This is a genomic window from Duganella sp. AC237 (assembly GCF_979254035.1).
Map to the genome: position 1 here is coordinate 2,436,226 of NZ_CEEDEW010000003.1, position 22,442 is coordinate 2,458,667.

The 22,442-nt window shown below is 65.7% G+C and carries 18 protein-coding genes; 16 read left to right on the forward strand and 2 right to left on the reverse strand.

Going from position 1 to position 22,442, the window contains the following annotated elements; all coding sequences use genetic code 11:
* Window positions 1-14: 14 nt before the first annotated feature.
* Window positions 15-1,421: a transglycosylase SLT domain-containing protein gene (locus AC0IYS_RS11220; protein ID WP_471705213.1), complete on the reverse strand. Its 1,407-nt coding sequence runs from the start codon at window positions 1,419-1,421 to the stop codon at window positions 15-17.
* Between the two features lie 227 nt (window positions 1,422-1,648).
* On the opposite strand from AC0IYS_RS11220, the gene AC0IYS_RS11225 reads away from it, so the two are divergent.
* Window positions 1,649-2,209, forward strand: coding sequence for a DUF1415 domain-containing protein (locus tag AC0IYS_RS11225; RefSeq protein WP_471705214.1), 561 nt, complete (start codon window positions 1,649-1,651; stop codon window positions 2,207-2,209).
* Window positions 2,206-2,406, forward strand: coding sequence for a DUF1289 domain-containing protein (locus AC0IYS_RS11230; RefSeq protein ID WP_471705215.1), 201 nt, complete (start codon window positions 2,206-2,208; stop codon window positions 2,404-2,406). The genes AC0IYS_RS11225 and AC0IYS_RS11230 overlap by 4 nt, the downstream gene beginning before the upstream one ends.
* A 157-nt stretch (window positions 2,407-2,563) precedes the next feature.
* Here AC0IYS_RS11230 and AC0IYS_RS11235 read toward each other — a convergent pair whose 3' ends face one another.
* On the reverse strand, window positions 2,564-3,073 hold the full coding sequence (locus AC0IYS_RS11235; RefSeq protein ID WP_471705216.1) for a DUF1993 domain-containing protein: 510 nt from the start codon (window positions 3,071-3,073) through the stop codon (window positions 2,564-2,566).
* A 206-nt stretch (window positions 3,074-3,279) separates the two neighbouring features.
* Here AC0IYS_RS11235 and AC0IYS_RS11240 point away from each other — a divergent pair, with 206 nt between their 5' ends.
* From AC0IYS_RS11240 to AC0IYS_RS11305, 14 genes are all read left to right on the forward strand, one after another.
* Window positions 3,280-6,408 carry a bifunctional diguanylate cyclase/phosphodiesterase gene (locus AC0IYS_RS11240; protein ID WP_471705217.1) on the forward strand — a complete coding sequence of 1,043 codons (3,129 nt, stop codon included), beginning with the start codon at window positions 3,280-3,282 and terminating at the stop codon, window positions 6,406-6,408.
* 15 nt (window positions 6,409-6,423) lie between these two features.
* On the forward strand, window positions 6,424-8,697 hold the full coding sequence (locus AC0IYS_RS11245; protein ID WP_471705218.1) for a xanthine dehydrogenase family protein molybdopterin-binding subunit: 2,274 nt from the start codon (window positions 6,424-6,426) through the stop codon (window positions 8,695-8,697).
* A 9-nt stretch (window positions 8,698-8,706) separates the two neighbouring features.
* A complete protein-coding gene (locus tag AC0IYS_RS11250; protein WP_471705219.1) occupies window positions 8,707-9,711 on the forward strand; it encodes an alpha/beta hydrolase family protein in 1,005 nt (334 codons plus the stop codon).
* Between the two features lie 318 nt (window positions 9,712-10,029).
* On the forward strand, window positions 10,030-12,468 hold the full coding sequence (locus AC0IYS_RS11255) for a TonB-dependent receptor (RefSeq protein ID WP_471705220.1): 2,439 nt from the start codon (window positions 10,030-10,032) through the stop codon (window positions 12,466-12,468).
* A 25-nt stretch (window positions 12,469-12,493) separates the two neighbouring features.
* Window positions 12,494-13,531 (forward strand): LacI family DNA-binding transcriptional regulator, encoded by a 1,038-nt coding sequence (locus tag AC0IYS_RS11260; RefSeq protein ID WP_471705221.1) that lies wholly within the window; start codon window positions 12,494-12,496, stop codon window positions 13,529-13,531.
* 36 nt (window positions 13,532-13,567) lie between these two features.
* Window positions 13,568-14,323, forward strand: a complete 756-nt coding sequence (locus AC0IYS_RS11265; RefSeq protein WP_471705222.1) for an SDR family NAD(P)-dependent oxidoreductase — start codon at window positions 13,568-13,570, stop codon at window positions 14,321-14,323.
* A gap of 18 nt (window positions 14,324-14,341) precedes the next feature.
* Window positions 14,342-16,336, forward strand: coding sequence for a DUF4962 domain-containing protein (locus AC0IYS_RS11270; protein WP_471705223.1), 1,995 nt, complete (start codon window positions 14,342-14,344; stop codon window positions 16,334-16,336).
* Window positions 16,337-16,347: 11 nt separating this feature from the next.
* Window positions 16,348-17,292 (forward strand): sugar kinase, encoded by a 945-nt coding sequence (locus AC0IYS_RS11275; protein WP_471705224.1) that lies wholly within the window; start codon window positions 16,348-16,350, stop codon window positions 17,290-17,292.
* 35 nt (window positions 17,293-17,327) lie between these two features.
* Window positions 17,328-18,599, forward strand: a complete 1,272-nt coding sequence (locus AC0IYS_RS11280) for an MFS transporter (protein WP_471705225.1) — start codon at window positions 17,328-17,330, stop codon at window positions 18,597-18,599.
* 13 nt (window positions 18,600-18,612) lie between these two features.
* Complete coding sequence (locus AC0IYS_RS11285; RefSeq protein WP_471705226.1) at window positions 18,613-19,371, forward strand: GDSL-type esterase/lipase family protein; 759 nt, start codon at window positions 18,613-18,615, stop codon at window positions 19,369-19,371.
* Window positions 19,368-20,138, forward strand: a complete 771-nt coding sequence (locus tag AC0IYS_RS11290; protein WP_471705227.1) for a polysaccharide lyase family 7 protein — start codon at window positions 19,368-19,370, stop codon at window positions 20,136-20,138. The genes AC0IYS_RS11285 and AC0IYS_RS11290 overlap by 4 nt, the downstream gene beginning before the upstream one ends.
* A complete protein-coding gene (locus AC0IYS_RS11295) occupies window positions 20,135-20,860 on the forward strand; it encodes a ribonuclease activity regulator RraA (RefSeq protein WP_471705228.1) in 726 nt (241 codons plus the stop codon). The genes AC0IYS_RS11290 and AC0IYS_RS11295 overlap by 4 nt, the downstream gene beginning before the upstream one ends.
* Before the next feature lie 90 nt (window positions 20,861-20,950).
* Window positions 20,951-21,301, forward strand: a complete 351-nt coding sequence (locus AC0IYS_RS11300; protein WP_471705229.1) for a DUF6404 family protein — start codon at window positions 20,951-20,953, stop codon at window positions 21,299-21,301.
* Between the two features lie 11 nt (window positions 21,302-21,312).
* Window positions 21,313-22,395, forward strand: coding sequence for an alpha/beta fold hydrolase (locus tag AC0IYS_RS11305; protein WP_471705230.1), 1,083 nt, complete (start codon window positions 21,313-21,315; stop codon window positions 22,393-22,395).
* Window positions 22,396-22,442 lie beyond the last annotated feature (47 nt).

Sequence of the window (22,442 nt, forward strand, 5' to 3'; positions counted from 1 at the left end):
GCCGGGTTTAGTTCCTAATTGCTGGTTTTGCGGACCGATTTGCCCTTGGCGGCGTCGCGCGGCACGCGCGCCTTGACCAGCGAGACGGGACCGCCCTTGCTGGCCTTGGTGGCGCCGGCGCGCTTGTAGCCCGACTTGGAGACGGCGCGCTCGGCCTCGAAGGCCATGGTGGCGTTGTCGGCCACCTCCGGCGCGATGTCCAGGTAGGCCGAGGTCGACACCTTGGGCACCAGGATGGTCGAACCGGCCTTGAGCATGGAGCGCTGCGGGATGTTGTTGGCCTGGCGGATCACGTCCGGCGTGGTGTGGAAGCGCGACGCCAGCGCGCCGATGCTTTCGCGCGCGCTGGTGATCTTGTGCGTGGTCCAGGTCGACAGGTCCTTGCCCCATTGCGCCAGGTTCAGCTGGAACTTGGCGGCGTTTTCCTTGGGCAACAGGATCTTGGTCTGCTCGTCGCCGGTGATGACCGGGCGCTTGAACTGCGGGTTGAGCGCCTTGAACTCGGCCACCGACAGCTCGGCCAGGTGGGCGGCGATGGTCAGATCGATGTCGCTGGTCTTGTCGACGGCGGTGAAATACGGCGTGTTGTCGACCGGCGGCAGGCTCACGCCGAACTGGGTCGGGTTGCCGATGATGTTTTTGACCGCTTGCAACTTTGGCACGTACTCGCGCGTCTCGGTCGGCATCAGCTCCGACAGGCTCTGGAAGTCCGTCGGCTTGCCGGCGGCCTGGTTTTTGGCGATGGCGCGCTGCACCGAACCTTCGCCCCAGTTATAGGCGGCCAGCGCCAGTTGCCAGTCGCCGAACATGTCGTACAGGCGCTGCAGGTAGGTCAGCGCGGCGTCGGTCGAGGCCAGGATGCCGCGGCGCTCGTCCTTGAAGGCGTCCTGCTTGAGGTTGAAGTCGCGGCCGGTGCCGGGCACGAACTGCCACATGCCGGCGGCGTTGGCGTGCGACAGCGCCTCCGGGTTGAAGGCCGACTCGATGAACGGCAGCAACGCCAGCTCGGTCGGCATGCCGCGCTTTTCCAGCTCTGTGACCACGTGGAACAGGTAGCGCGAGGCGCGCCCGGTGGTGATGGCCATGTGGTCGGGACGGGCCGTGTACCACTTGGTGTGCTTGGCCACCAGTTCGTTGTTAATGTCCGGAATGGCGTAGCCGCTGCGGATGCGGCCCCACACGTCCTTCTCGCGGAACGCATCGTCGTCGGCCGCTTTGGCCGGCTTGTTGATTTTCAGGGAGGACAGGTCGAGGGCGGGGGACTTCGGCAGGGCGGCAAGCGGGACTGGCGCGGACGGCGGCAGGCTGGCCGCCTCGTCGTAGGCGTGGCTGGCGCCCGGCGCCAGCAGCGCGACGGTGGCGGCCAGCGAGGCCATCAGGGGCGCCGACAGCGCGGCGCGTTTAAGAATTCGAGGATGCATAGTTTTCCATTGTTGTCGACTGTGAAACATCGAACCGACCATGAATAAACGTGGAGTGTACGAAGCTCAACTTGATGAGTCAAGGATTATGTCAGGCATGTGACCTTTATTTTGTGCAATAGTTCCCGGCAGATAAGCAGAAGATGGCCGCAAAATGCGCGGAGTATGAGATGGCGCAAAGAATGCGTACAATTCCGCCTTTAAGAGCGTCTTCAAGGAATCGCATCATGAGTAGTCACGCCACCGATCACGACGCCGTCGTCGCCAACACCGTCGACTGGCTGGAAAAGGCCGTCATCGGCCTGAACCTGTGCCCGTTCGCCAAGGCCGTCCACGTCAAGGGCCAGATCCGTTACGTGGTGTCGGACGCCGACACGCCGGAGGCATTGCTGGAAAAGCTGATGGAAGAGCTGGAATACCTGGCCGAAGCCGACCCGGAAAAAGTCGACACGACCTTGCTGATCCACCCGCACGTGCTGGCCGACTTCGAGGACTACAACGAGTTCCTCGACGTCGCCGACGCCGCGCTGGAGGATATGCAGCTCGACGGCGAGCTGCAGGTGGCCAGCTTCCACCCCGACTACCAGTTCGCCGACACGCACAAGAACGACATCGAAAACTACACCAACCGCTCGCCGTACCCGACCTTGCACCTGCTGCGCGAGGACAGCGTCGAGCGCGCGGTCGAAGCGTTCCCGGAGGCATCTGACATTTTCGAAAAGAACATCGCCACCTTGCGCGCGCTTGGGCACGACGCCTGGGACAAGTTGCTGCAGGTGAAGGGATGAGCGAAGGCAAGGGCGAGCCTCCGGTGCGGCCGGACACGCCGTGCGTGGCCGTGTGCTCGACCACCTTCGACGAGATCTGCCGCGGCTGCGGACGCAGCGTGGTGGAGGTGGCGCACTGGGTGTCGATGAGCGCCGAGCAGAAGGAAGTGGTCTGGCAGCGCATCCTGGCGCAGGGCTACCCGCGCCGGAATAAATAACGGCCACGATTGCGATGGTCACGGCAAACACGTAGGGCGGATTAGGCGGAACGCCGTAATTCGCCATCTGTGAGCCGCCGACGGCGCATGCATGGCGGATTACGCTACGCTAATCCGCCCTACGTGGTTCAGACGACGCCGGATTCCCGGGCCTGTATCAATACGTACCGATGAAGTTCTTCTTGCCGATCTCGATGCCGTTGTGGCGCAGGATGTCGTAGGCGGTGGTGGCGTGGAAGAAGAAGTGCGGCAGCGCGTAGTGGAACAAATACGTCTGGCCGGTGAAATGCTTGGTCTTCTCGCCGCTGCCGGTGGTGATGGCGCGCTCCTCGCTGCCCTCGATCGAGGCCTGCGGCACGCTATCGATGTAAGCGAGCGTCTTGACGATGCGCGCCTTCAGGTCGGCGAAGCTCACTTCGGTGTCTTCGTACGACGGCACGTCCAGGCCGCCCAGGCGCGCGGCGGCGCCCTTGGCGAAGTCGCAGGCGATCTGGATCTGGCGCGTGAACGGCAGCATGTCCGGGAACAGACGGAACTGCAGCAGCGCGGCCGGCTCGATCTTTTTCTCGGTGGCATGGGCTTCGGCCTTGTCCAGGATGGCCAGCAGGCTGTTGAGAATCTGCTTGAACACAGGAATCGAGGCGGAATACATGGAAAAAGTGGTCATGGCGTGGTCCTATTTGGCGATCTAATTGGAGGTCTGGGTGAAGTCTATGTGGAAATTGAGCCGCGATAATAGCCCGCCCCGAGGTTTTTTGCTTGGCGTGTGACTTGCAGGGCAATTTTCCGTGCATAATTCCACTAAGTAATTTTGTGACACGACCCCGACGACGATGCGACCTTTCCCCCTGCCGCGATTTTGTTCGCCCCTCGATGACTAGCGTGAGGACTAGCGTGATTCACCGTCTGCGAACCAGGCTGGGGGCGCTGTACGGGCTGTCGATCTACGGCGCCCTGCTGCTGGTCGTGTTTGGCGGCCTGGTGATCCCGGCCATCATCGGCAGTTATTTGCTCATCGGCGTGCACGAGCAGCAGTCGGCCCGCGTGGCGCTCGACGAGTCGCTCCAGCGCAACGCCGACATCCTGGCGCTGGGCATGCAGGAATCGTTGTGGAACATGAATTCGGAATCGGCCCATTCGCTGGTCGAATCGGTCATGCGCGACCGCTCGGTGCTGCAGGTGCAGGTGGTCGGCCAGGCCGACGCCCAGTTCATGCACGTGCGCTCGCCGCGCCAGGCGACCGGCAACGTCTATCGCGCCGAACGCGAGATCCTGGTGCGCGGCGAAAAGATCGGCCGCATCATGGTCGAAATGGACGACGCCCGCAGCCAGCAGGAATTGCGCGAAAAGCAATGGTCCTATGTGTTCGTGCTGGCCGCGCAGCTGACCGTGTCGCTGCTGCTGATCGTGCTGTTCCTCAATTCGCGCCTGATCAAGCCGCTGCGCAAGCTGATGCGCTTTTCCGACCGCCTCTCGCGCGGCGACTTCGAGACCCGGCTCGACCTGGCCGGCAGCGACGAGCTGGGCCGCCTGGCCCAGCAGCTCGAGCAGATGCGCGTGGCCATCAAGCGCCTGTTCGAGGACGTCGGCCAGCGCGAGGAGCGCTTCCGCACCATCGTCACGCAGGTGCCCGGCGCGGTGTTCCGCTTCCGTCCGGACGGGCCGATCGATTTCGTCTCGGACGCCATCGAGGACATCTCCGGCTATCCGGCCGCCCAGTTCATGCTGGGCAACACCGACGCCTGGACCAACCTGATCGCGCCGCAGGACCGCAAGCGCCACCGCCGCGCGGTCGCCCAGGCGCTCGGCGACGGCCTGCCGTACGAGATCGAATACCGCATCGTCGACGCCGCCGGCACCGAGCGCTGGCTGGCCGAGAACGGCCAGCCGCAGCCGCGCGGCGCCGACGGCAGCTCGCCGTGGGTCGACGGCATCATCGCCGACATCAGCCAGCGCAAGCACAACGAGATGCGCATCGAGGGCCTGCTGGCCGAGCAGAGCGCCATCCTCGACAACGTCATGTTCGGCGTCATGTTCGTGCGCAACCGGCACATCGTCTCGGTCAACCGCCGCTGCGAGGAGTTGTTCGGCTACGAGCCGGGCGCGATGACGGGCGCCTCGACGGCCATCCTGTTCCCCGACCCGTTTGAGTACGAGGCGGCCGGCGCGCGCCAGTACCCGTCGCTGGCCGAGGGCGATTACTTCAACGAGGAGCGCAACTACCGGCGCCCGGACGGCTCCACCTTCTGGTGCATGGTCAGCGGCTACGCGCTCGACAAGCACCGCGCCAACGAGGGCAGCATCTGGGTCTACGCCGACATCAGCGCCCGCAAGGAGGCCGAGGAAAAGCTGCGCCTGTCGGCCACCGTCATCGAGCACATCGCCGACGGCGTGGTGGTGCTCGACAGGGACGGCACGATCGTCGCCATCAACCCGGCCTTCAGCCAGATCACCGGCTATTCCGAGGCCGAGGCGCTGGGCCGGCACTACACCTTGACGCGCTCGGGCCGCCACGAGCAGCAGTTCTACGACGCCATGTGGCAGGAACAGGTCGACACCGGCTTCTGGCGCGGCGAGTTGTGGAGCCGGCGCAAGAACGGCGAGATGTACCTCGAATGGCTGACGGTGAGCGCGGTGCGCGACAGCCGTGGCGTGGGCACGCACTACGTCGGCGTCTTCAGCGACATCACGAAGGCCAAGGAATCGCAGGAAAAGCTCGACCACCTGGCCCACCACGACCCGCTGACGGCGCTGCCGAACCGGCTGCTGTTCCACGACCGCCTGCAGCACGCGCTGCTGCGCGCGGCGCGCGACGGCGAGCAGCTGGCGCTATTGTTCATCGACCTCGATCGCTTCAAGAACGTCAACGACACCCTCGGCCACCACATCGGCGACGAGCTGCTCAAGCAGGTCGCCAACGCGCTGCTCGAGCGCCTGCGCGAGGGCGACACCCTGGCGCGCCTGGGCGGCGACGAATTCATCGTGCTGCTCGAGGATATCGACAACCAGTTCGGCGCCAGCCAGGTGGCCGAAAAGCTGGTGCAGATGTTCGACCAGCCGTTCATGGTGGCCGGCCACGAACTGTTCGTCACCTGCAGCGTGGGCATCAGCCTGTTCCCGGACGACGCCACCGACCTCAATATGCTGATCCGCAACGCCGACGTGGCGATGTACCAGGCCAAGGCGCGCGGGCGCAACGGCTACAGCTTCTACGCGCCGTCGATGACGGGCGAGGGCGTCGAGCGCCTGCGCCTGGAGACCTTCCTGCGCCGCTCGATCGAAAAGGACGAGGTCTTCCTCAATTATCAACCGCAGGTGGAGATCGACAGCGGGCGCCTGATCGGTGTCGAGGCGCTGGTGCGCTGGAACCATCCGGAGCTGGGCCTGATCCCGCCGATCCGCTTCATTCCGCTGGCCGAGGACACGGGCTTCATCAACCAGCTGGGCAAGTGGGTGCTGGAGGAGGCCTGCCGGCAGATGGTGCGCTGGCAGGCGGCCGGGCTGCACGTGCCCAAGATCGCCGTCAACCTGTCGGCCAAGCAGTTCGAGCGTGGCAGCATCGTCAACATGGTGGCCGACATCCTGCGCGAGACGGGACTCGAACCCCAGCGCCTGCAACTGGAAGTGACCGAATCGGTGATCATGAACACCGGCGACGCCATGGTCTTCATCAACGACCTGCACTCGATCGGCGTCGGCCTGGCGATCGACGATTTCGGCACCGGCTACTCGTCGCTGGCTTACCTGAAGCAGCTGCCGGTGCAGACGCTCAAGATCGACCGCTCCTTCATCAAGGACATCTCGACCGACGCCAACGACGAGGCGATCGCCATCGCCATCATCCAGCTGGGCAAGAGCATGAATTTGTCGGTCATCGCCGAGGGCGTGGAGACCGAGGAGCAGGCCGCCTTCCTGCTGCGCCACGGCTGCCACCTGGCCCAGGGCTACTTCTACAGCAAGCCGCTGGCCGCCGCCGACATGCTGGCGCGCTGGCGCCCATAAAATCGGAGACCTCCAATGCATGGAGATAGAAAAAGTTCGCGCCGCCGCTTCCTGTTCGGCGGCGTGGCCGCTGCCGGCGCGCTGGTGGTCGGCTGGGGCGTGCTGCCGGCGCGCCAGCGCCTCGACAGCGCGCATCCGCTGCCGCTGACGGGCGGCGCGCTGGCGCTCAACGGCTGGGTGGGGCTGGCGCCGGACGGCACGGTGACCGTCGCCATGCCGCGCAGCGAAATGGGGCAGGGCGTGCACACGGCGCTGCCGATGCTGGTGGCCGAGGAGATGGACGTGCCGCTGTCGGCCATCCGCCTGGTGCAGGCGCCGATGGATAAAATTTTCGGCAACGTCGCCATGCTGCGCGACGGCCTGCCGTTCCACCCCGACGACGACGGCCGCCTGAAGGCGGTCGCGCAATGGACCGTCGGCAAGGTCGCGCGCGAGCTTGGCCTCATCATCACCGGCGGTTCGTCGAGCGTCAAGGACGCCTGGGGACCGATGCGCGAGGCCGGCGCCACCGCGCGCGCGATGCTGGTGGCCGCCGCCGCCGACCTGTGGAAGGCGCGCGCGGCCGACTGCCGCACCGAGGACGGCCACGTGGTGCACACCGATGGCCGGCGCGTGGCTTACGGCACGCTGGCCGCCGCCGCAGCCACCTCGCGGCCCGGCGAGGTGCGCCTCAAGACGCCGCAGGAATTCCGCCTGATCGGCCGCCCGCAACCGCGCCGCGATACCCCTGCGAAGGTCAACGGACGCGCGGTGTTCGGCATCGACGTGCGCCCCGAAGGCCTGTTGTACGCCGCCGTGCGCATGTCGCCGGTGATCGGCGGCGCCGTCGCCGGTGTCGACACAAACGCCGTGCTGACCATGCCCGGCGTGCTGCGCGTGGTCGATTTTTCCGGCGCGTTGGGGCCGCACGCGGGCGCTGGCGCCGGCGTTGCGGTGGTCGCCAAGACCTGGTGGCAAGCCAGGACGGCGGCACAAGCCTTGCCGGTGCGCTGGGCCGGCGGCCAGAACGCGGGCCTGTCCAGCGCCGGCGTCTACGCCCAATTCGCGGCCCTGCTGGACAAGGAATCCGGCTACGCCTACCACCAGAGCGGCGACATGGACGCCGTCGAAGGGCAGGTTGCCGGCATCGCCAGGACCATCAGCGCCGAGTACCGCGCCCCGTACCTGGCGCATGCCGCCATGGAGCCGGTCAACTGCACCGCGCAGATCAAGGACGGCAAGGTGTACGTGTGGGCGCCGACGCAGTCGCCGGGCTTCGCGGTGCGGGCGGCGGCCACCGCCGGCGGCGTGGAAGTGGAGGACGTGGTGCTGCAAGTGACGATGCTGGGCGGCGGCTTCGGACGCCGGCTCGACGTCGACATGGTCGCGCAGTGCGTGGCGGTGGCGCGCCAGTGCGGCGGCGCGCCGGTGCAGATGATCTGGTCGCGCGAGGACGACACCACGCACGACGTCTATCGGCCGGCCGCGCTGGCGCGCTTTGTCGCCACCCTGGACGCGGCGGGCAATGTGCTCGGCTACGATAATAAATCGGCCAGCGGCTCGGTGTCGCACCAGTTCTTCAAGCGCAACCTGGGCCTGCCGGCCGGTGGCCCGGACAAAACCACCGCCGAAGGCGAATTCGATATGCAGTACGAGTTCGTCAACCAGCGCATCCGCCACGTGATCGTCGACAGCCCGGTGCCGCTGGGGTACTGGCGCTCGGTCGGCCACTCGCACAACGCCTTTTTCAAAGAGAGCTTCATCGACGAACTGGCGCACGCCGCCGGCAAGGACGGCGTCGCGTTCCGGCGCGGCCTGTTGAAGCGCCACCCGCGCCACCTGGCGGTGCTCGACGCCGCCGTGGCCCGGGCCGGCGCCGCGCCCGAGGGCCGCGCGCACGGCGTGGCGCTGCACCAGTCGTTCGGCACCATCGTCGCCCAGGTGGCCGAGGTGTCGGTCGAGGGCACGGAGATCCGCGTGCACCGCGTGGTGTGCGCGATCGACTGCGGCATCGCCGTCAACCCCAACATCATCGCCCAGCAGGCCGAATCGGGCGTGGTGTTCGGCCTGTCGGCGGCGCTGTACGGCGCGGTCACGATCAAGGACGGCAAGGTCGAACAAACCAACTTCCACGACTACCCGGTCGCACGAATGAACCAGGCTCCGGTCGTCGAAACGATTATCATGCCGAGTGCGGAGCATCCCGAAGGCATGGGCGAGCCGGCCACGCCGCCGATCGCGCCGGCGGTGGCCAACGCCGTATTCAAATTAACCGGCAAGCGCTTGCGCAGCTTGCCGCTGACGTTATAGGAGAGTTGGATGAGGACAGCGTTATTGTTGGGAGCATGGTTGGTATCGGCGGTGGCCGGCGCCGCCGAGGTGACGGAAACCGGCAGCTTCACGGTCGGCACGACCGAGGTGGTGGGCTACCGTTTGAGCCAGGAGGGCGCGCCCGATGTCGAGTACTTCATCTCCAAGACCAAGGAACCGGCGCCGCTGGTGCTGCTGATCCAGGGCTCCGGCTGCGCGCCGGTGTTCAGCGGCCTGGATACCTCGCGCCGTTCGTCCAACGTGTTCGGCTACATCGATCTGGCGCAGCAGGGCAAATACGCGGTCATGGTCGTCAACAAGCCGTACGCGCCGAAGGATGCGCCGAACGGCGGCGGCATCATCGCCTGTCCGACCGAATTCAATGACTACTTCACCCTGGAGAACTGGGTGCGCGACCTGGGACGCGCCTACGACCACGCCGCGCAGCAGCCGTGGGTGCGCGCCGGCTCGTCGCTGGTGCTGGGCGCGTCGGAAGGCGCCACCGCCGCCGCCGGCCTGGCCGAAAAAGAGGGCCGCGTGACCGACGTCGCCATCGTCTCAGGCAGCGGCCCGTCGCAGTACTACGACTTCGTCGCCGGCGCCTACGCCGCCGGTGGCGGCGACGAGCAAATCAAGCTGCGCCTGGATGAACTGGAGGCGACGCGCCAGAAAATCGCCGCCGATCCGGATAACGCCAAAATGCTGGCCTGGGGCCACCCGTACAAGCGCTGGAGCAGTTTCTTCCGCGCGTCGTCGACGCAATCGCTGTTGAAATCGCAGGCGCGGGTCTACATCGTCGGCGGCATGAAGGACACCAGCGTGCCGATCCTGTCGGGCGAGGCGATGGCCGCCGAACTCCTGGGCGCCGGCCACGATGTAACGCTGCGCCGCATCCCCAACGCCGGCCACAATCTGCTGCCCGCCGGCGCGGCCGCCGGCAACATGTGGCCCGAGTACCAGCGCATTGTCGAATGGTACGGACGCGACTTGTCCAAGCCGATCGGGTCGCGATAGCGAGCGCCGAGCACACGCTCGGCAAAAAAAATGTTGACATCGCCGCCCGTTCGTTTATTCTTACTGCATCGTTACAGTAAATCGATACAGTATTCACTGAAAGACACGTAGGGCGGATTAGCGCAGCGTAATCCGCCATGCATGCGCCATCGACGGCTCACGGCGGATTACGGCTTCGCCTAATCCGCCCTACGTGATTTAGAAATATTGGCAGCAAGCATGCAACGGGGTTCGCCCCCTATTTTTTAGCGGTTTACTGTAACGTTACAGTAAACCGTTGCAGTACCAAGAAGATAAATATAAGATACGGAGACAATGATGACTGGAACAACCATGCCCGGCGCGACGCGCTGCCGGCCCACCCCGATCGCCGCAGCCGTGGCGCTGCTGTGGATCGGCGCCTTGCCCGCGCAGGCGCAACAAGCCGCCGGCCAAGCCAGCGCGGACACCCCCGCCCAGCCCAAACTGGAATCGGTGGTCGTGACCGCCAACCGCCGCGTCGAAAAACTCGAAGACGTGCCCGCCTCGATCTCGGTGCTGGGCGAGGAATACATGCAGCGCAACAACGTGCGCGAACTGGTCGACATCATCAACCTGTCGCCCGCGCTGTCGATGTCGGTCGGCACCCAGGTCGGCACCAACAGCATCAACATGCGCGGCATCGGCACCACCTCGAACAACCTCGGCATCGAGGGCGACGTCGCCATCATGGTCGACGACATCCCTTACGCGCAAACCCAGCAAGCGTTCCGCGACATGTCCGACATGGCCCGCGTCGAAGTGCTCAAGGGCCCGCAAAGCACCTTGTTTGGCAAGAGCGCGATCGCCGGCGCGGTGGTGATGACGACCAAGCCGATCGGCGCAGGCCCGATGCAGACCAAGGTAAGTCTCTATCACACCAGCGACCAGGAATACCGCGCCTCGGCCTCGCTCAGCGGCCGCCTGTCGGACACGGTCGGCCTGCGCCTCTACGCCAGCAAGACCAACTTTCCCGGCTTGCTGCACAACCTGACCAATGACTCGATGCAAAACGGTTCCGGCGGCAAGACCTTCATGGCCAAGCTGCAGTGGAAGATCTCGCCGGACCTCGACGTATTGATCACGCCGCGTTACGACCACTCCCGCGCGACCGGCAACACGGAAGCCATCACGTCGATCGGCGAGGGCGTCGGTTATCTGTACAACCGCAAATACACAGCGCTGTCGAACACCGAAATTCTGCGCGGCATAAACGTCAGCCGCTGGAACCGCCAGATCCGCAACGACTCGCCGACCGGTCTGGACGCGACCGATCGCGCCATCGGCGTGCGCGTCAACTACGCCTTCCCGGACAGCTCGCCGCTGGCCGGCCACGCGCTGACGTCGATCACGTCGGTCGACAACAACCTGTCCGACGACTTCCGCGACAACGACAACATCGACCTGATCTCCACCTTCTACCAGGTCGACGCCAGCGGCAAGCCGTCCGGCATCGCCGAGCCGCCGATGATCAACGGCACCATCGCCAGCAAAACGTCGACCCAGGAGTTCCGCCTGACGTCGCCGGATGGCGGCGACTTCCGCTACCTGGTCGGCGTATGGATCGCGCGCAATTCGCTGTATCGCACCTACCTGCGCGGCAACGCCTTCGTCAAGGAAACCAATTACACCAACTACGACACCAACTCGGGCAGCCTGACGCACGCGATCTATGCCAACACCAATTGGGATTTCGCGCCGAAGCAGAGCCTGAGCGCCGGCTTGCGCTTCAACCGCGAGGCCAACGACTACCTGTTCCACACCGTCGACAGCCTGTCGTCGAGCGCGCCGGACAACGTGCACACCGGCGAGCACCTGTACATCGCGCCGCAAAACAAGGAAAACGCCGTCACCGGAAAACTCGGCTACACCTACCATCTGAACGACGAGATGATGGTGTACGGCACCACCTCCACCGGCCACAAGGGCGTTGCCTACGACATGACCAGCGGCGCCAACAACGTCAACGTGTTTTCCCGCCTGCCGCTGGCGCCGGAGAAGGCCACCAGTTTCGAGGCCGGCTTCAAGGCCAACCTGTGGAACAACCGCGCCACCTTCAACGCGGCCATTTTCCAGACCCGCTTCCGCGACTACCAGACCTCGGCCACCGAGCGCTTCACCGACGGCAGCCAGGCCAGCGTGTTGTACAGCATTCCATCGCTGCAAACGCGCGGCTTCGAGGCCGACGCCACGGTGCTGGCGACGCGCTCGCTGCTGCTCAACGCCAGCATGGCCTACACGCGCGCCGTGGTGCGCGACTGGAACCAGGGGCCGTGCTACAGCGGCGCCACCGATTGCACCGTGCCCAACGAGCTGGTGCCCGGCTCCTTCCTGCGCGACGCCAGCGGCGGCATGATGCCGAACGCGCCCAAGTGGAAACTCAACCTGGGCGGCGAATACACGCTGCCGCGCCTGGCCGGCTTGCCGGTGGTGGCCGCGATCAACGCCCAGTGGCGCACGCAGTCGACGGTGCAGGGCGCGATCAGCCAGGACCCGTCGCTGGTGCGGCCCGGTTATGGTATTTTCGACCTCGGCGCCTCGTTCAAGGACGTCAAAGGCCTCTATAAACTGTCGATCGGCGTGAAAAACCTGTTCGACCACCATTACGAATCGGGCAGCAGCGGTTCCTTCCTCAACTTCAAGCGGGCCGGCGGCGGCCCCGACATCCGGTCCTATGGCTGGAAGCCGGCCCGCGACGCGTTCCGCTACGCCACCATCCGTCTGGATGTGGCGTTCTGAACGCATAACACTTCACAAGGACATCATGAGCGAATCCAAGATTCAGGACGTAGCGAGACTGGCCGGCGTATCGACCACCAGCGTCTCGAATTTCCTGAACAACCGTATGGGGCAGATGCGGCCCGATACCCAGCGCAAGATCCAGCAGGCGATCGAGCAGCTGGGCTACCGGCCCAACAACGCCGCGCGCCAGTTGAAGACCGGGGTCGCCTCCATGGTCGGACTGCTGGTGCCGTCGCTGGCCAATCAGTTCTTCGGTTCGCTGGCCTGCGCGGTGGAGACGGCCGCCGCGCGCCACCAGTGCCACGTGATGACCTTCAGCACCTTCCGCGATCCGGAGCGCGAGCGCGCCGTCATGGCCGATCTGCTGGCCTACGGCGCGCAGGGCATCATCACCGGCTCCGCGCTCAACGACACCGGCCACCTGGTCGGCATGACGGCGCGCTGCCCGGTGGTGGCGTTCGACATCAAGCGCTCCGACGACAGCCATGAGCGCATCACCACGATCTCGGTCGACAACGTCGCCGCCACCACCATGGCGGTCGAGCATCTGGTGGCGCTGGGCCACCGCGCCATCGCGCTGGTGACGCCTCCGCCATACACCCTGAATCGCCAGGACCGTGTCAAGGGCTTCGAGCAGGCGGTGGCGGCGGCCGGCATCAGCGGCGAGCTGGTGATCGCCGACGCCACCGACGCCCCGGCCGACCTGCACGGCGACACCCGGCTGTTCGAGCTGGGACGCAGCGCGGCGTCGCTGTTGCTGGCCGCGCGCAGCAAGCCGACGGCGGCCATCGCCATCAACGACATGATGGCGATCGGGATCGGCATCGGCCTCAAACAGCTGGGCAAGCGGCTGCCGCAGGATTTTTCGCTGATCGGCATCGACGATATTTTCTTCTCCGCCGCCAACGACCCGCCATTGACGACGTTGCGCCAGCCGATACAAGCCATGGCCGACGCCGCCGTCCAGCGCATCCTGGCGCCGGGCGCGGCCGGCGTCGGCGGCGAGTTGTTCGCGCCGGAGCTGATCGTCCGGGCGTCGACGGCGGCGCCACCCAAATAATTCACTCCCCAACCACTCATTAGAAAGAACATCGCCATGGAACTTATCGGAAAACGCGCTCTCGTCATGGGCGGCGCCTCGGGCATTGGTAAAGCCAGCTCGCTGGCGCTGGCGCAGGCCGGCGCCGACGTCGTGCTGACCTATTGGAGCAGCGCCGACGAAGCACAGGAAGTCGTCGCGCAAATCCGCGCCCTCGGCCGCCAGGCCCAGGCGATCAAGGCCGACCTGACCGACGGCGCCATCGCCGAACGCGTGTTCGCCGAAGCCGAAGGCGCCATCGGCGAGGTCGACATCCTGTTCGCCAACATCGGCGGCTTGATCCAGCGCTGCCGCGTGGCGGACATGCCGCTGACCTTGTGGAACGAGGCCATGAACCTCAACCTCACCAGCACCTTCCTGATCTGCCAGGCGGCGGTCAAGCGCATGGAGCCGCGCGGGCGGGGCGCGATCATCACCATGTCGTCGCTGGCCGCGTTCGACGGCGGCGGTCCCGGTTCGGCGCACTACGCCGCGTCCAAGGCGGCCGTCGCCACCTTCACGCGCGCGCTGGCCAAGGAGGTCGGCCCGGCGGGCGTGCGCGTCAACGGCGTCTCGCCGGGGTTGATCGCCACGCGCTTCCACGACACGTTTAACACTCCGGCCAACCGTCAGGCCATCGCCGAGCGCACGCCGGCCCGCCGCGAAGGCGCGCCCGAGGACGTGGCCAACGTGGTCGTGTTCCTGGCGTCCGAGCGCGCCGCCTTCCTGGCTGGCGAAATCGTCCAGGTCAACGGTGGCCTGGGCCTCTACTGATTCCTTTCGGAGCAATCGATGAACCAAACCCTTTCACGGCGCCGCTTCCTCGGCGCCGCGGCCCTCTCTTTGCCCGCGTTTTCGTTGACGGACGCGCTGGCGCAGGACGCGCTCGAATCGCTGGGCACCATGCAGGGCAAGGCGGGCGCCGGTCCGCATCCGCTGGAAACGCTGATGAAGGCGCATCCGGCGGCGTTGCGCGCCGAACTGCGCGGCGTCCATCCGCGCGTCTACACCACCAAGGCCGGCCTGGACGCGTTGCGCCAGCGCGCGCAAGGCGAGGGGCGCGACAAGTGGCAGCAGGCGCTGGCCGGCCTGACCGCGCTGCGCACCGCGCCGGCCGCCGCGCCGGCGCAAAAACGGCGCGCCCAGAACAACACCGCCATCGGCATCATCGGCGCCGCGCTGGCCTACCAGATCGAGGGTGACGCCAAATACCTGGAGGCGGCCAAGCGCTACATGGACGCGGCGGTCAGCTACGAGGTATGGGGCTACACCTACAGCAAGCCGGATATCGACCTCGCCGCCGGCCATCTGCTGTACGGCCTGGGCGCCGGCTACGACCTGCTGTACGACGCGCTGACGGAAGAAGAACGCAAACGCTATCGCGACAAACTCATACGCCAGGCGACCATCCTCGCCAAACACTTCACGCCCAAGCCAGGCAAATCGTATTCATACAGCCAAAACCACTGCTTCATCCCGATCGCCGGGCTGGCGGTGGCCGCCTACGCGGTCTGGGACGACACGCCGGAAGCGGCCAATTGGGCGGCGCTGTCGCGCGCCATCTTCAGCCGGGTGCTGGAAGTGGCGTCGCCGGACGGCTATTTCTACGAGGGCGTGGAGTACTGGATCTTCTCGATGCCGTGGATTATCCACGCGCTTGACGCCTTCGCCCACGCCGCCGGCGACGATATGTACGACACGCCGGCCCTGAGCAAGGCGTACTTGTATATGGCCCATTCGATCACGCCCAACGGCCAGGACATCTACGACTTCGGCGACGCCTTCGAAGGCGCCATCACCCGCTCGCGCGTAGGCGAGGAGCCGGCCCGCACGCACCCGGGCGGCAAGCTCAATTCGAACTACAACCTGCTATACCGGCTGGCCGCGCGCTTCAAGAGCTCCGAGGCGCAAGGCGTGGCCGACTGGATGGCATCGCTGGGCCACGTTTGCGCCGAAGACTTTTGGACCTTGCTTTGGCGAGATCCGGCGCTGAAGTCGTCGCCGATGTCGGCACTGACGCCGCACCATCACTTCGACGACCTGGGCACGGTCTACTGGCGCAGCGACTGGACGCCGAAGGCCACCGCCTTCGCCTTCCGCGCGGGACCGCCGGAGGGCCACCATGTCGCCGCCATTCTCGACAAGCTGCCGGACTGGCATCTGGAGATGGGTCACGCGCATCCGGACGCCGGCAGCTTCATTCTGTACGGCGGCGGCACCTACCTGACCGGGCCGATGGGCTATGCGGGCATCCCCAAGAGCGACCTGAGCAACACCTTGCTGATCGACGGCCAGGGCCAGGCCAACGAAGGCGGCGGGCATGACGCCTTCCGTGGCTACCCGTACGCGCGCCTCGACGCCATCCAAATTGTCAACGCAAAGCTGGAGCGCGGCCGCGCCGACATCGTCGCCCAACTGGCCGGCGCCTACCGGCCGGAACTCGGCGTGGAGAAACTGGAGCGCCGCTTCAGCTACGCGGGTGGCGTCTGGACCGTGACCGACACGCTGCGCGCCAGCAAACCGGTGGTGCTGACGGCGCTGGTGCACGGCGACCGCGACATCGCCAAGACCGGTGCGCGCAGTTTCGTCGTGGCGGGCAAGCCCAAGTCGCTGAAGGTCGCCGTGGCGACGACCACGGCGCGCGCCGAGATCGCGCCTGGCGTGCTGGTGGCGGCGGGGCCGCCGGGCAATGTCGACAAGGGGCCGAGGGAGGAACGCGGCACGGTGCTGAAGCTGTCGCTGCCGGCCGCCAAAGACGCCACCCTGACCACCACCCTGACGTTCTGAAGAGGCTGCGCATGGGAATCCCCGATGTCGTAACGGTGGGCGAAGCGATGGCCCTGATGATCGCCCGCGAGCCCGGCCCGCTGGAGGCGGTGCGCGAGTTCGAACGTGCCACCGCCGGCGCCGAGTTGAATGTGGCGGTGGGGCTGAGCCGGCTGGGCTTCAAGGTCGGATATCTGAGCCGGCTGGGGCAGGACAGCCTGGGACGCCACTTGCGCGCGTTCATGGAGGCCGAGGGGCTGGATCTGCGCCACCTGCGCATGGATGAAGACAGCCCCACCGGCTTCATGCTCAAGCAGATGGCGGAGGACGGCGCCGATCCGCAGGTCGAGTACTTCCGGCGCGGGTCGGCCGCCAGCCGCCTGTCGACTTTGGACATGCCGGAGCAGGGCGACGACTTCCAGCAGGCTCGCGTGCTGCACCTTACCGGGATATCGCCGGCGCTGTCGGCCGGCTGCCGCGAGCTGGTGTTGGCCATGGCAAGGCAGGCGCGCGCCGACGGGCGCCTGGTCTGCTTCGACCCCAACCTGCGGCCGCGCCTGTGGCGCTCGCAGGCGGAGATGGTCGCCACCGTCAACGCGCTCGCCAGCCAGGCCGACGTGGTGATGCCGGGCCTGGCCGAGGGCCGGCTGCTGACGGGCCGGCAGGACGCCGTCGAAATTGCCGCCTACTACCTGGAACGGGGCGCACGGCAGGTGGTGGTCAAGCTCGGGCCGGAGGGCGCTTACGCCGCCGACGCGAACGGGCGCGCCGACACTGTTCCCGGCTGCCCGGTGCGCACGGTGGTCGATACGGTCGGCGCAGGCGACGGCTTCGCAGTCGGCGTCATCAGCGCGCTGCTCGACGGTTTGCCGCTGCACCAGGCGGCCGCGCGCGGCAACGCCATCGGCGCGCGGGTGGTGCAGTTTCGCGGCGACTGCGAAGGCTTGCCGACGCGCGTCCAACTCGCGGCAGCCTGACAGGCGCTGACATAAAAAATAATGGAGACAATCGCATGACAACAATCAAAGGTTTGCGCTGGCTGGTCATTACCCTGGTCGCCATCGCCACCATCATCAACTACATCGACCGCTCGGCGCTGGCGGTGATGTGGCCCGGCATCGCGTCCGAGCTGGGCATGGACAAACGCGACTACGCCAACATCGTCACCGTGTTCCTGATCGGCTACGCCATCGGCCAGTCGCTGTTCGGCAAACTGTTCGACGCGCTGGGCACCCGGATCGGCTTCCTGCTGTCGATCCTCGTATGGTCCGGCGCCATCGCGCTGCACTTCGTGGCCCGCTCGGCGATGACGTTCGGCCTGTTCCGCGTGCTGCTGGGCGTGGGCGAGGCGGGCAACTGGCCCGGCGCCACCAAGGCCATCGCCGAATGGTTCCCGGTGCGCGAGCGGGCGCTGGGGCAGGGCATCTTCGGCGCCGGCGCCTCGCTGGGATCGGTCATCGCGCCGCCGCTGGTGGCCTTCCTGTACGCTTATGTGGGCTGGAAAACCACCTTTCTGCTGATCGGTTCACTGGGCTTTTTGTGGATCGTACCGTGGCTGATCGTCTACAAGTCCGGTCCCGGCACGCATCCGTGGGTCAGCGCCGAGGAGCGCGAGTACATCCTCACCGGCCAGCGCCCCGGCACAGCGGCCGCGCAGGACGACTATGTGCCGACCCTGCGCCAGCTGCTGCGCCATCGCCAGAGCTGGAGCGTGATCGCCGCGCGCTTTTTCATCGATCCGGTGTGGTGGCTGTTCGTCAGCTGGCTGCCGCTGTACCTGAACGAGCGTTTCCACTTCGACGTCAAGGAAATCGGCATGTTCGCCTGGGTGCCGTATGTGGGCGCGGCGGTCGGCGCCTTGTCCGGCGGCTGGTTCTGCGGGCACCTGCTGGCGCGCGGCTGGAGTGTCAACCGCGCGCGCAAGTTCGTCATCGGCCTGGGGCTGGTGATCATGCTGCCGGCGTTGTTGTTCAGCGCGGCCGCCGAGACGCCGCTGCTGGCGGTGCTGTCGATCGGCGTGATCCTGTTCGGCTTCCAGGCCGCCATCACCAACATCCAGACCTTGCCGAGTGATTTCTTCTCGGGCAAGACGGTCGGCTCCCTGGCCGGCTTGAGCGGCACCTCGGCGGTGCTGGGCGTGATCATCTGCATGCAGCTGGTGCCGGTGTTGACGACCGGTGGCGACTACACCCCGTTTTTCATTCTCGGCGCGATGCTGCTGCCGCTGGTTTTCCTCTCGATCTGGCTGGGCGGTCCCGTGGTCCGCGTACAGCCGAAACACTAACCCGGAGACATGCATGAAAAAATCGATTTACATCAGATTGCTGCTGGCCGCGCTGTTGACGGTAGGGCAGGTCGGCGCGCACGCCGCCGGCGCCAAGGTCAGCGCCTCGGAAGCCGTTGAGAAACAGGACAATGGCGTGTTCCTCAAGAAGCACGAAGCCATCCTCGCGCGCGGCAAAAGCGGGCCGGTCGGTCTGCTGTTCCTGGGCGACTCCATCACCGAGCGCTGGCGCATTGCGCCGGAAATATGGGAGAAGTACTACGGCGCTTACCAGCCGGCCAACTTCGGCATCGGCGGCGATCGCACGCAGCACGTCATCTGGCGCATCGAGCACGGCGAACTGGATGGGCTATCGCCCAAGGTCACGGTGCTGATGCTAGGGACCAATAACAGCCTCGATTACACGGCCGAGGAAATCGCCGCCGCCGACCGTAAGATCGTCGGCATGATACGCGCCAAGCTGCCGGAGACGAAGATCCTGGTGCTGGGTATCTTCCCGCGCGGCCCGCGCGAGCGCGACGGCTCGCCGGTGACTGAAAAGAGCGTTGCCGAGGCGGCCAAGCGGATGCAAACCATCGACGCCGTCAACCGTGATCTGGCCGCGCTGGACGATGGCAAGACGATCCGCTTCCTGAATATTAATTCCGTCTTTACGGACAAGGACGGCCGCATTCCGTCGGCCATCATGCCCGACCAGCTGCACCCCGGACCTGCCGGTTACCAATTGTGTGCCGACGCCATGCAACCTATGCTCAAGGAGATGTTGAAATGATCGCCGCCATCCGATACACCGCAGTAGCCTTGCTCGCAGCCGCGCTGTCGCCGGCCGGCGCGCAAGGGTTCACGCCGGAAGCCACGTTGCAACGCCTGTTCGCGCTCGAGGGTAATTCGCCTTATCCGTCGCCGTATACGGGCACGCTGAACTTCAGCGCTCTCAACTCGAAATACGCCTCGCCCAACGGCCATGGCTATCGCAACGAATTGAAGGTCACCGATCGCGAGCGCCTGAGTTTAGCCGACACGCGCGAACACTTCGCGGCCCGCATCACGGCCACTTTGCCGAACGTCGCCAAGACCATCGTCGCGCAGTACCACGTGGAGGGACTGGACACGATACTCAAGGTGTACGTGCAGGACACCGCAGACAAGCAGGGACTCGACGGCAAGAGCGGCAACGGCGTGTTCGACATCCTGGTGCGCATTCTCGGCGTCGACGGCAAGGAAGCGACGACCGCGCTGGGCACGGTGCGCTCCGGCGAGAGCTTCGACCTCGATATCGTGCTAAATGCCGGCGAGACGCAAGTCATCGCCCGCACGGCCAACGGCGGTACCTTGAAGACCCCGCTCACACGCATCCGGCCGGACACGCGCAAGATCTACTTCAAGTTCGGTGACTATCTGCAGGCGCGCGACCCGGTCACCGGGGAGCACACCAGCAGCCCGGAAAAATGGGACGAATACTACCGTCAGAATCACATCGACAGCAGCCATATCCGCTTCAGCCAAACCATCTTCGAACGCCAGGGAGTGCAGCCATGACCACCACAGTCTCCCCACAAACGCTGGCGACGTTGAAAACCATCGCCACCTCCACCATCACGACGCTGCTGTACAAGCGCGGATTCCGTAACGTGTTCATCCAGGGCGCGCGGCCGTTGAAGCCGGGGCAGCGCCTGGCCGGTCCGGCGTTCACCTTGCGCTACATTCCGGCGCGCGAGGATCTCGACGGGCTTGACGCCTTTCTCGACCCGCGCCATCCGCAGCGGGTGGCGGTCGAGGAAATCCCGGCCGGTGCGGTGCTGGTGATGGATTGCCGGGGCGATGTCACGGTGGCCGCGGCCGGCAGCATCCTGGCAACCCGCATGCAGGTGCGCGGCGTGGCCGGCATCGTCGCCGACGGCGGCCTGCGCGACGCCACCGGCATCGCAAAACTGGAGATTCCGGCCTGGTGCTCGGGGCCGTCGGCGCCGACCAACCTGATTCGGCACCACGCGCTCGACCTGAACGCCCCCATCGGCTGCGGCGGGGTGGCGGTCTACCCGGGCGACATCATGGTCGGCGACGACGACGGCGTCGTTTGTATCCCGTCCCACCTGGCGGAGGAGATTGCGCGCGACGCCGTGCCGATGGAGCGGTACGAAGACTTTGTGCTGGAGCGGGTGCGCGGCGGCGCCAGCATCACCGGGCTGTACCCGCTCACCCAGCCGGAGAACCGCGCGCTGTTCGAGGCGTGGCTAGAGCGCCAGAGCGCAGAGGAGTAGGTGTCTGGAATCGGTAGTTGTTACAAAGTGCGTATATTGGGGGCGATCTGATCGGGTATAGTTTTTCATCTGAACAAGATTGCTTTCCAAATGAGCTTTGAATCCCGCCGCGCGAAAGCGCTGGAACTGTTGAAAGCAACCGCCATGTGGCCCAGCAACTACGAGCCGCCGATATTGCGGGCCTTATGGAAACTCGGGTTCAAGATTCCGCCACCGCACTTTGTGCCGTTTTGGAAGATAACCCTGTTTGCGTCCCTGTGGTTCGGCGGCGCTTGGGGCGTCGTCATGTGGCTGACAGTGTGGTCGCGGCAAGGCGTCGCCTTTAACGCCGCGCTCTGGATCGCCGCTGCGGCGGGGCTATGCTTCGGCCTGTGCATGTCGCTCTACTACGCCCATGGCCGGCGCAAGCACCGTTTGCCCGAATGGTCGTCGCTCGATTGAATGGATAAGTGATGCCAGCTGGTTCGACGGTGCTAACGTCTCTACTCTTGCTCGTTCTCGGCCAGACGGCTGGGGACGCGGCCGGCACAAGCGCCGACGCGCCCGCGTTCGGCCCTCTGCCCGGCACCGTCTGCACCGCAGTCGGGAAAGCCGTCGACGAAAAAGGTTTTGTTCGCATTGGTGGCATAGAACAATGGGTGCGGATCAAGGGCGCCAGCTGCGCCAAGCCTGTCGTTGTGATCGTCCACGGCGGTCCCGGCAACCCTAACACCCCTTTCGCCGACAACCTCTTCAAAGCCTGGGAAAAAGACTACACCGTGGTCCAATGGGACCAGCGTGGCGCCGGCATGACCTTCGGCCGCAATCCCGTGACGGACGATGAGCCGTTGGTGCCAGAGCGTCTGCGCGACGATGGCGTCGAGGTCGCGCGGTATGCGGCCAAGCGCTTCGGCAAGCAAAAGGTGATCCTGATGGGAGGATCGTGGGGCTCGGTGATCGGGACGTACATGGCCAAGTCCCATCCAGAGGTGTTTTGTGCCTACGTCAGCACCGGACAGGTGGTGAACCGGTCCGGCGAGCGCGCCAGCTACCAAGCTACGCTGGCGCTGGCGCGCGCCGCCAACGACGCCGACTCGGTGGCCAAGCTCGAAGCGCTGGGGCCGCCGCCATGGACCAATCCCCGCAACCTCGGCATCCTGCGCCGCGTGATGCGCAAGCAGGAAGCGCTGCGCACCGAGCCGGCGCCGAAAACGTGGTGGGTTTTCTCGCCGGAGTACACGACCGCCAAGGCGGAGGCCGACTACACGGCGGGCGAGGACTACTCCTGGCTGCAATACGTCGGCATGAAGGGCGACGGGATCGCCTCGAAGATCGATCTCTATAAACTGGGACCGAAATTCGGCGTGCCTTTCTACATGATGCAGGGCCAGGAGGATCTCCTGACGATGCCGGAGCCGAGCAAGCGCTATTTCGACTTCATCGAGGCGCCGAATAAGGAGTTCGTGCTGGTGCCGCGCGCGGGGCATGATCCGAACCAGCTGATGCTGGATGCGCAATACGGGGTGCTTAGGGAGCGAGTTGGCGATTGTCATTGAGCACGGGCGCGTCGGTCTGTTCGATGTGCATGCCCCGGCAACTTAGA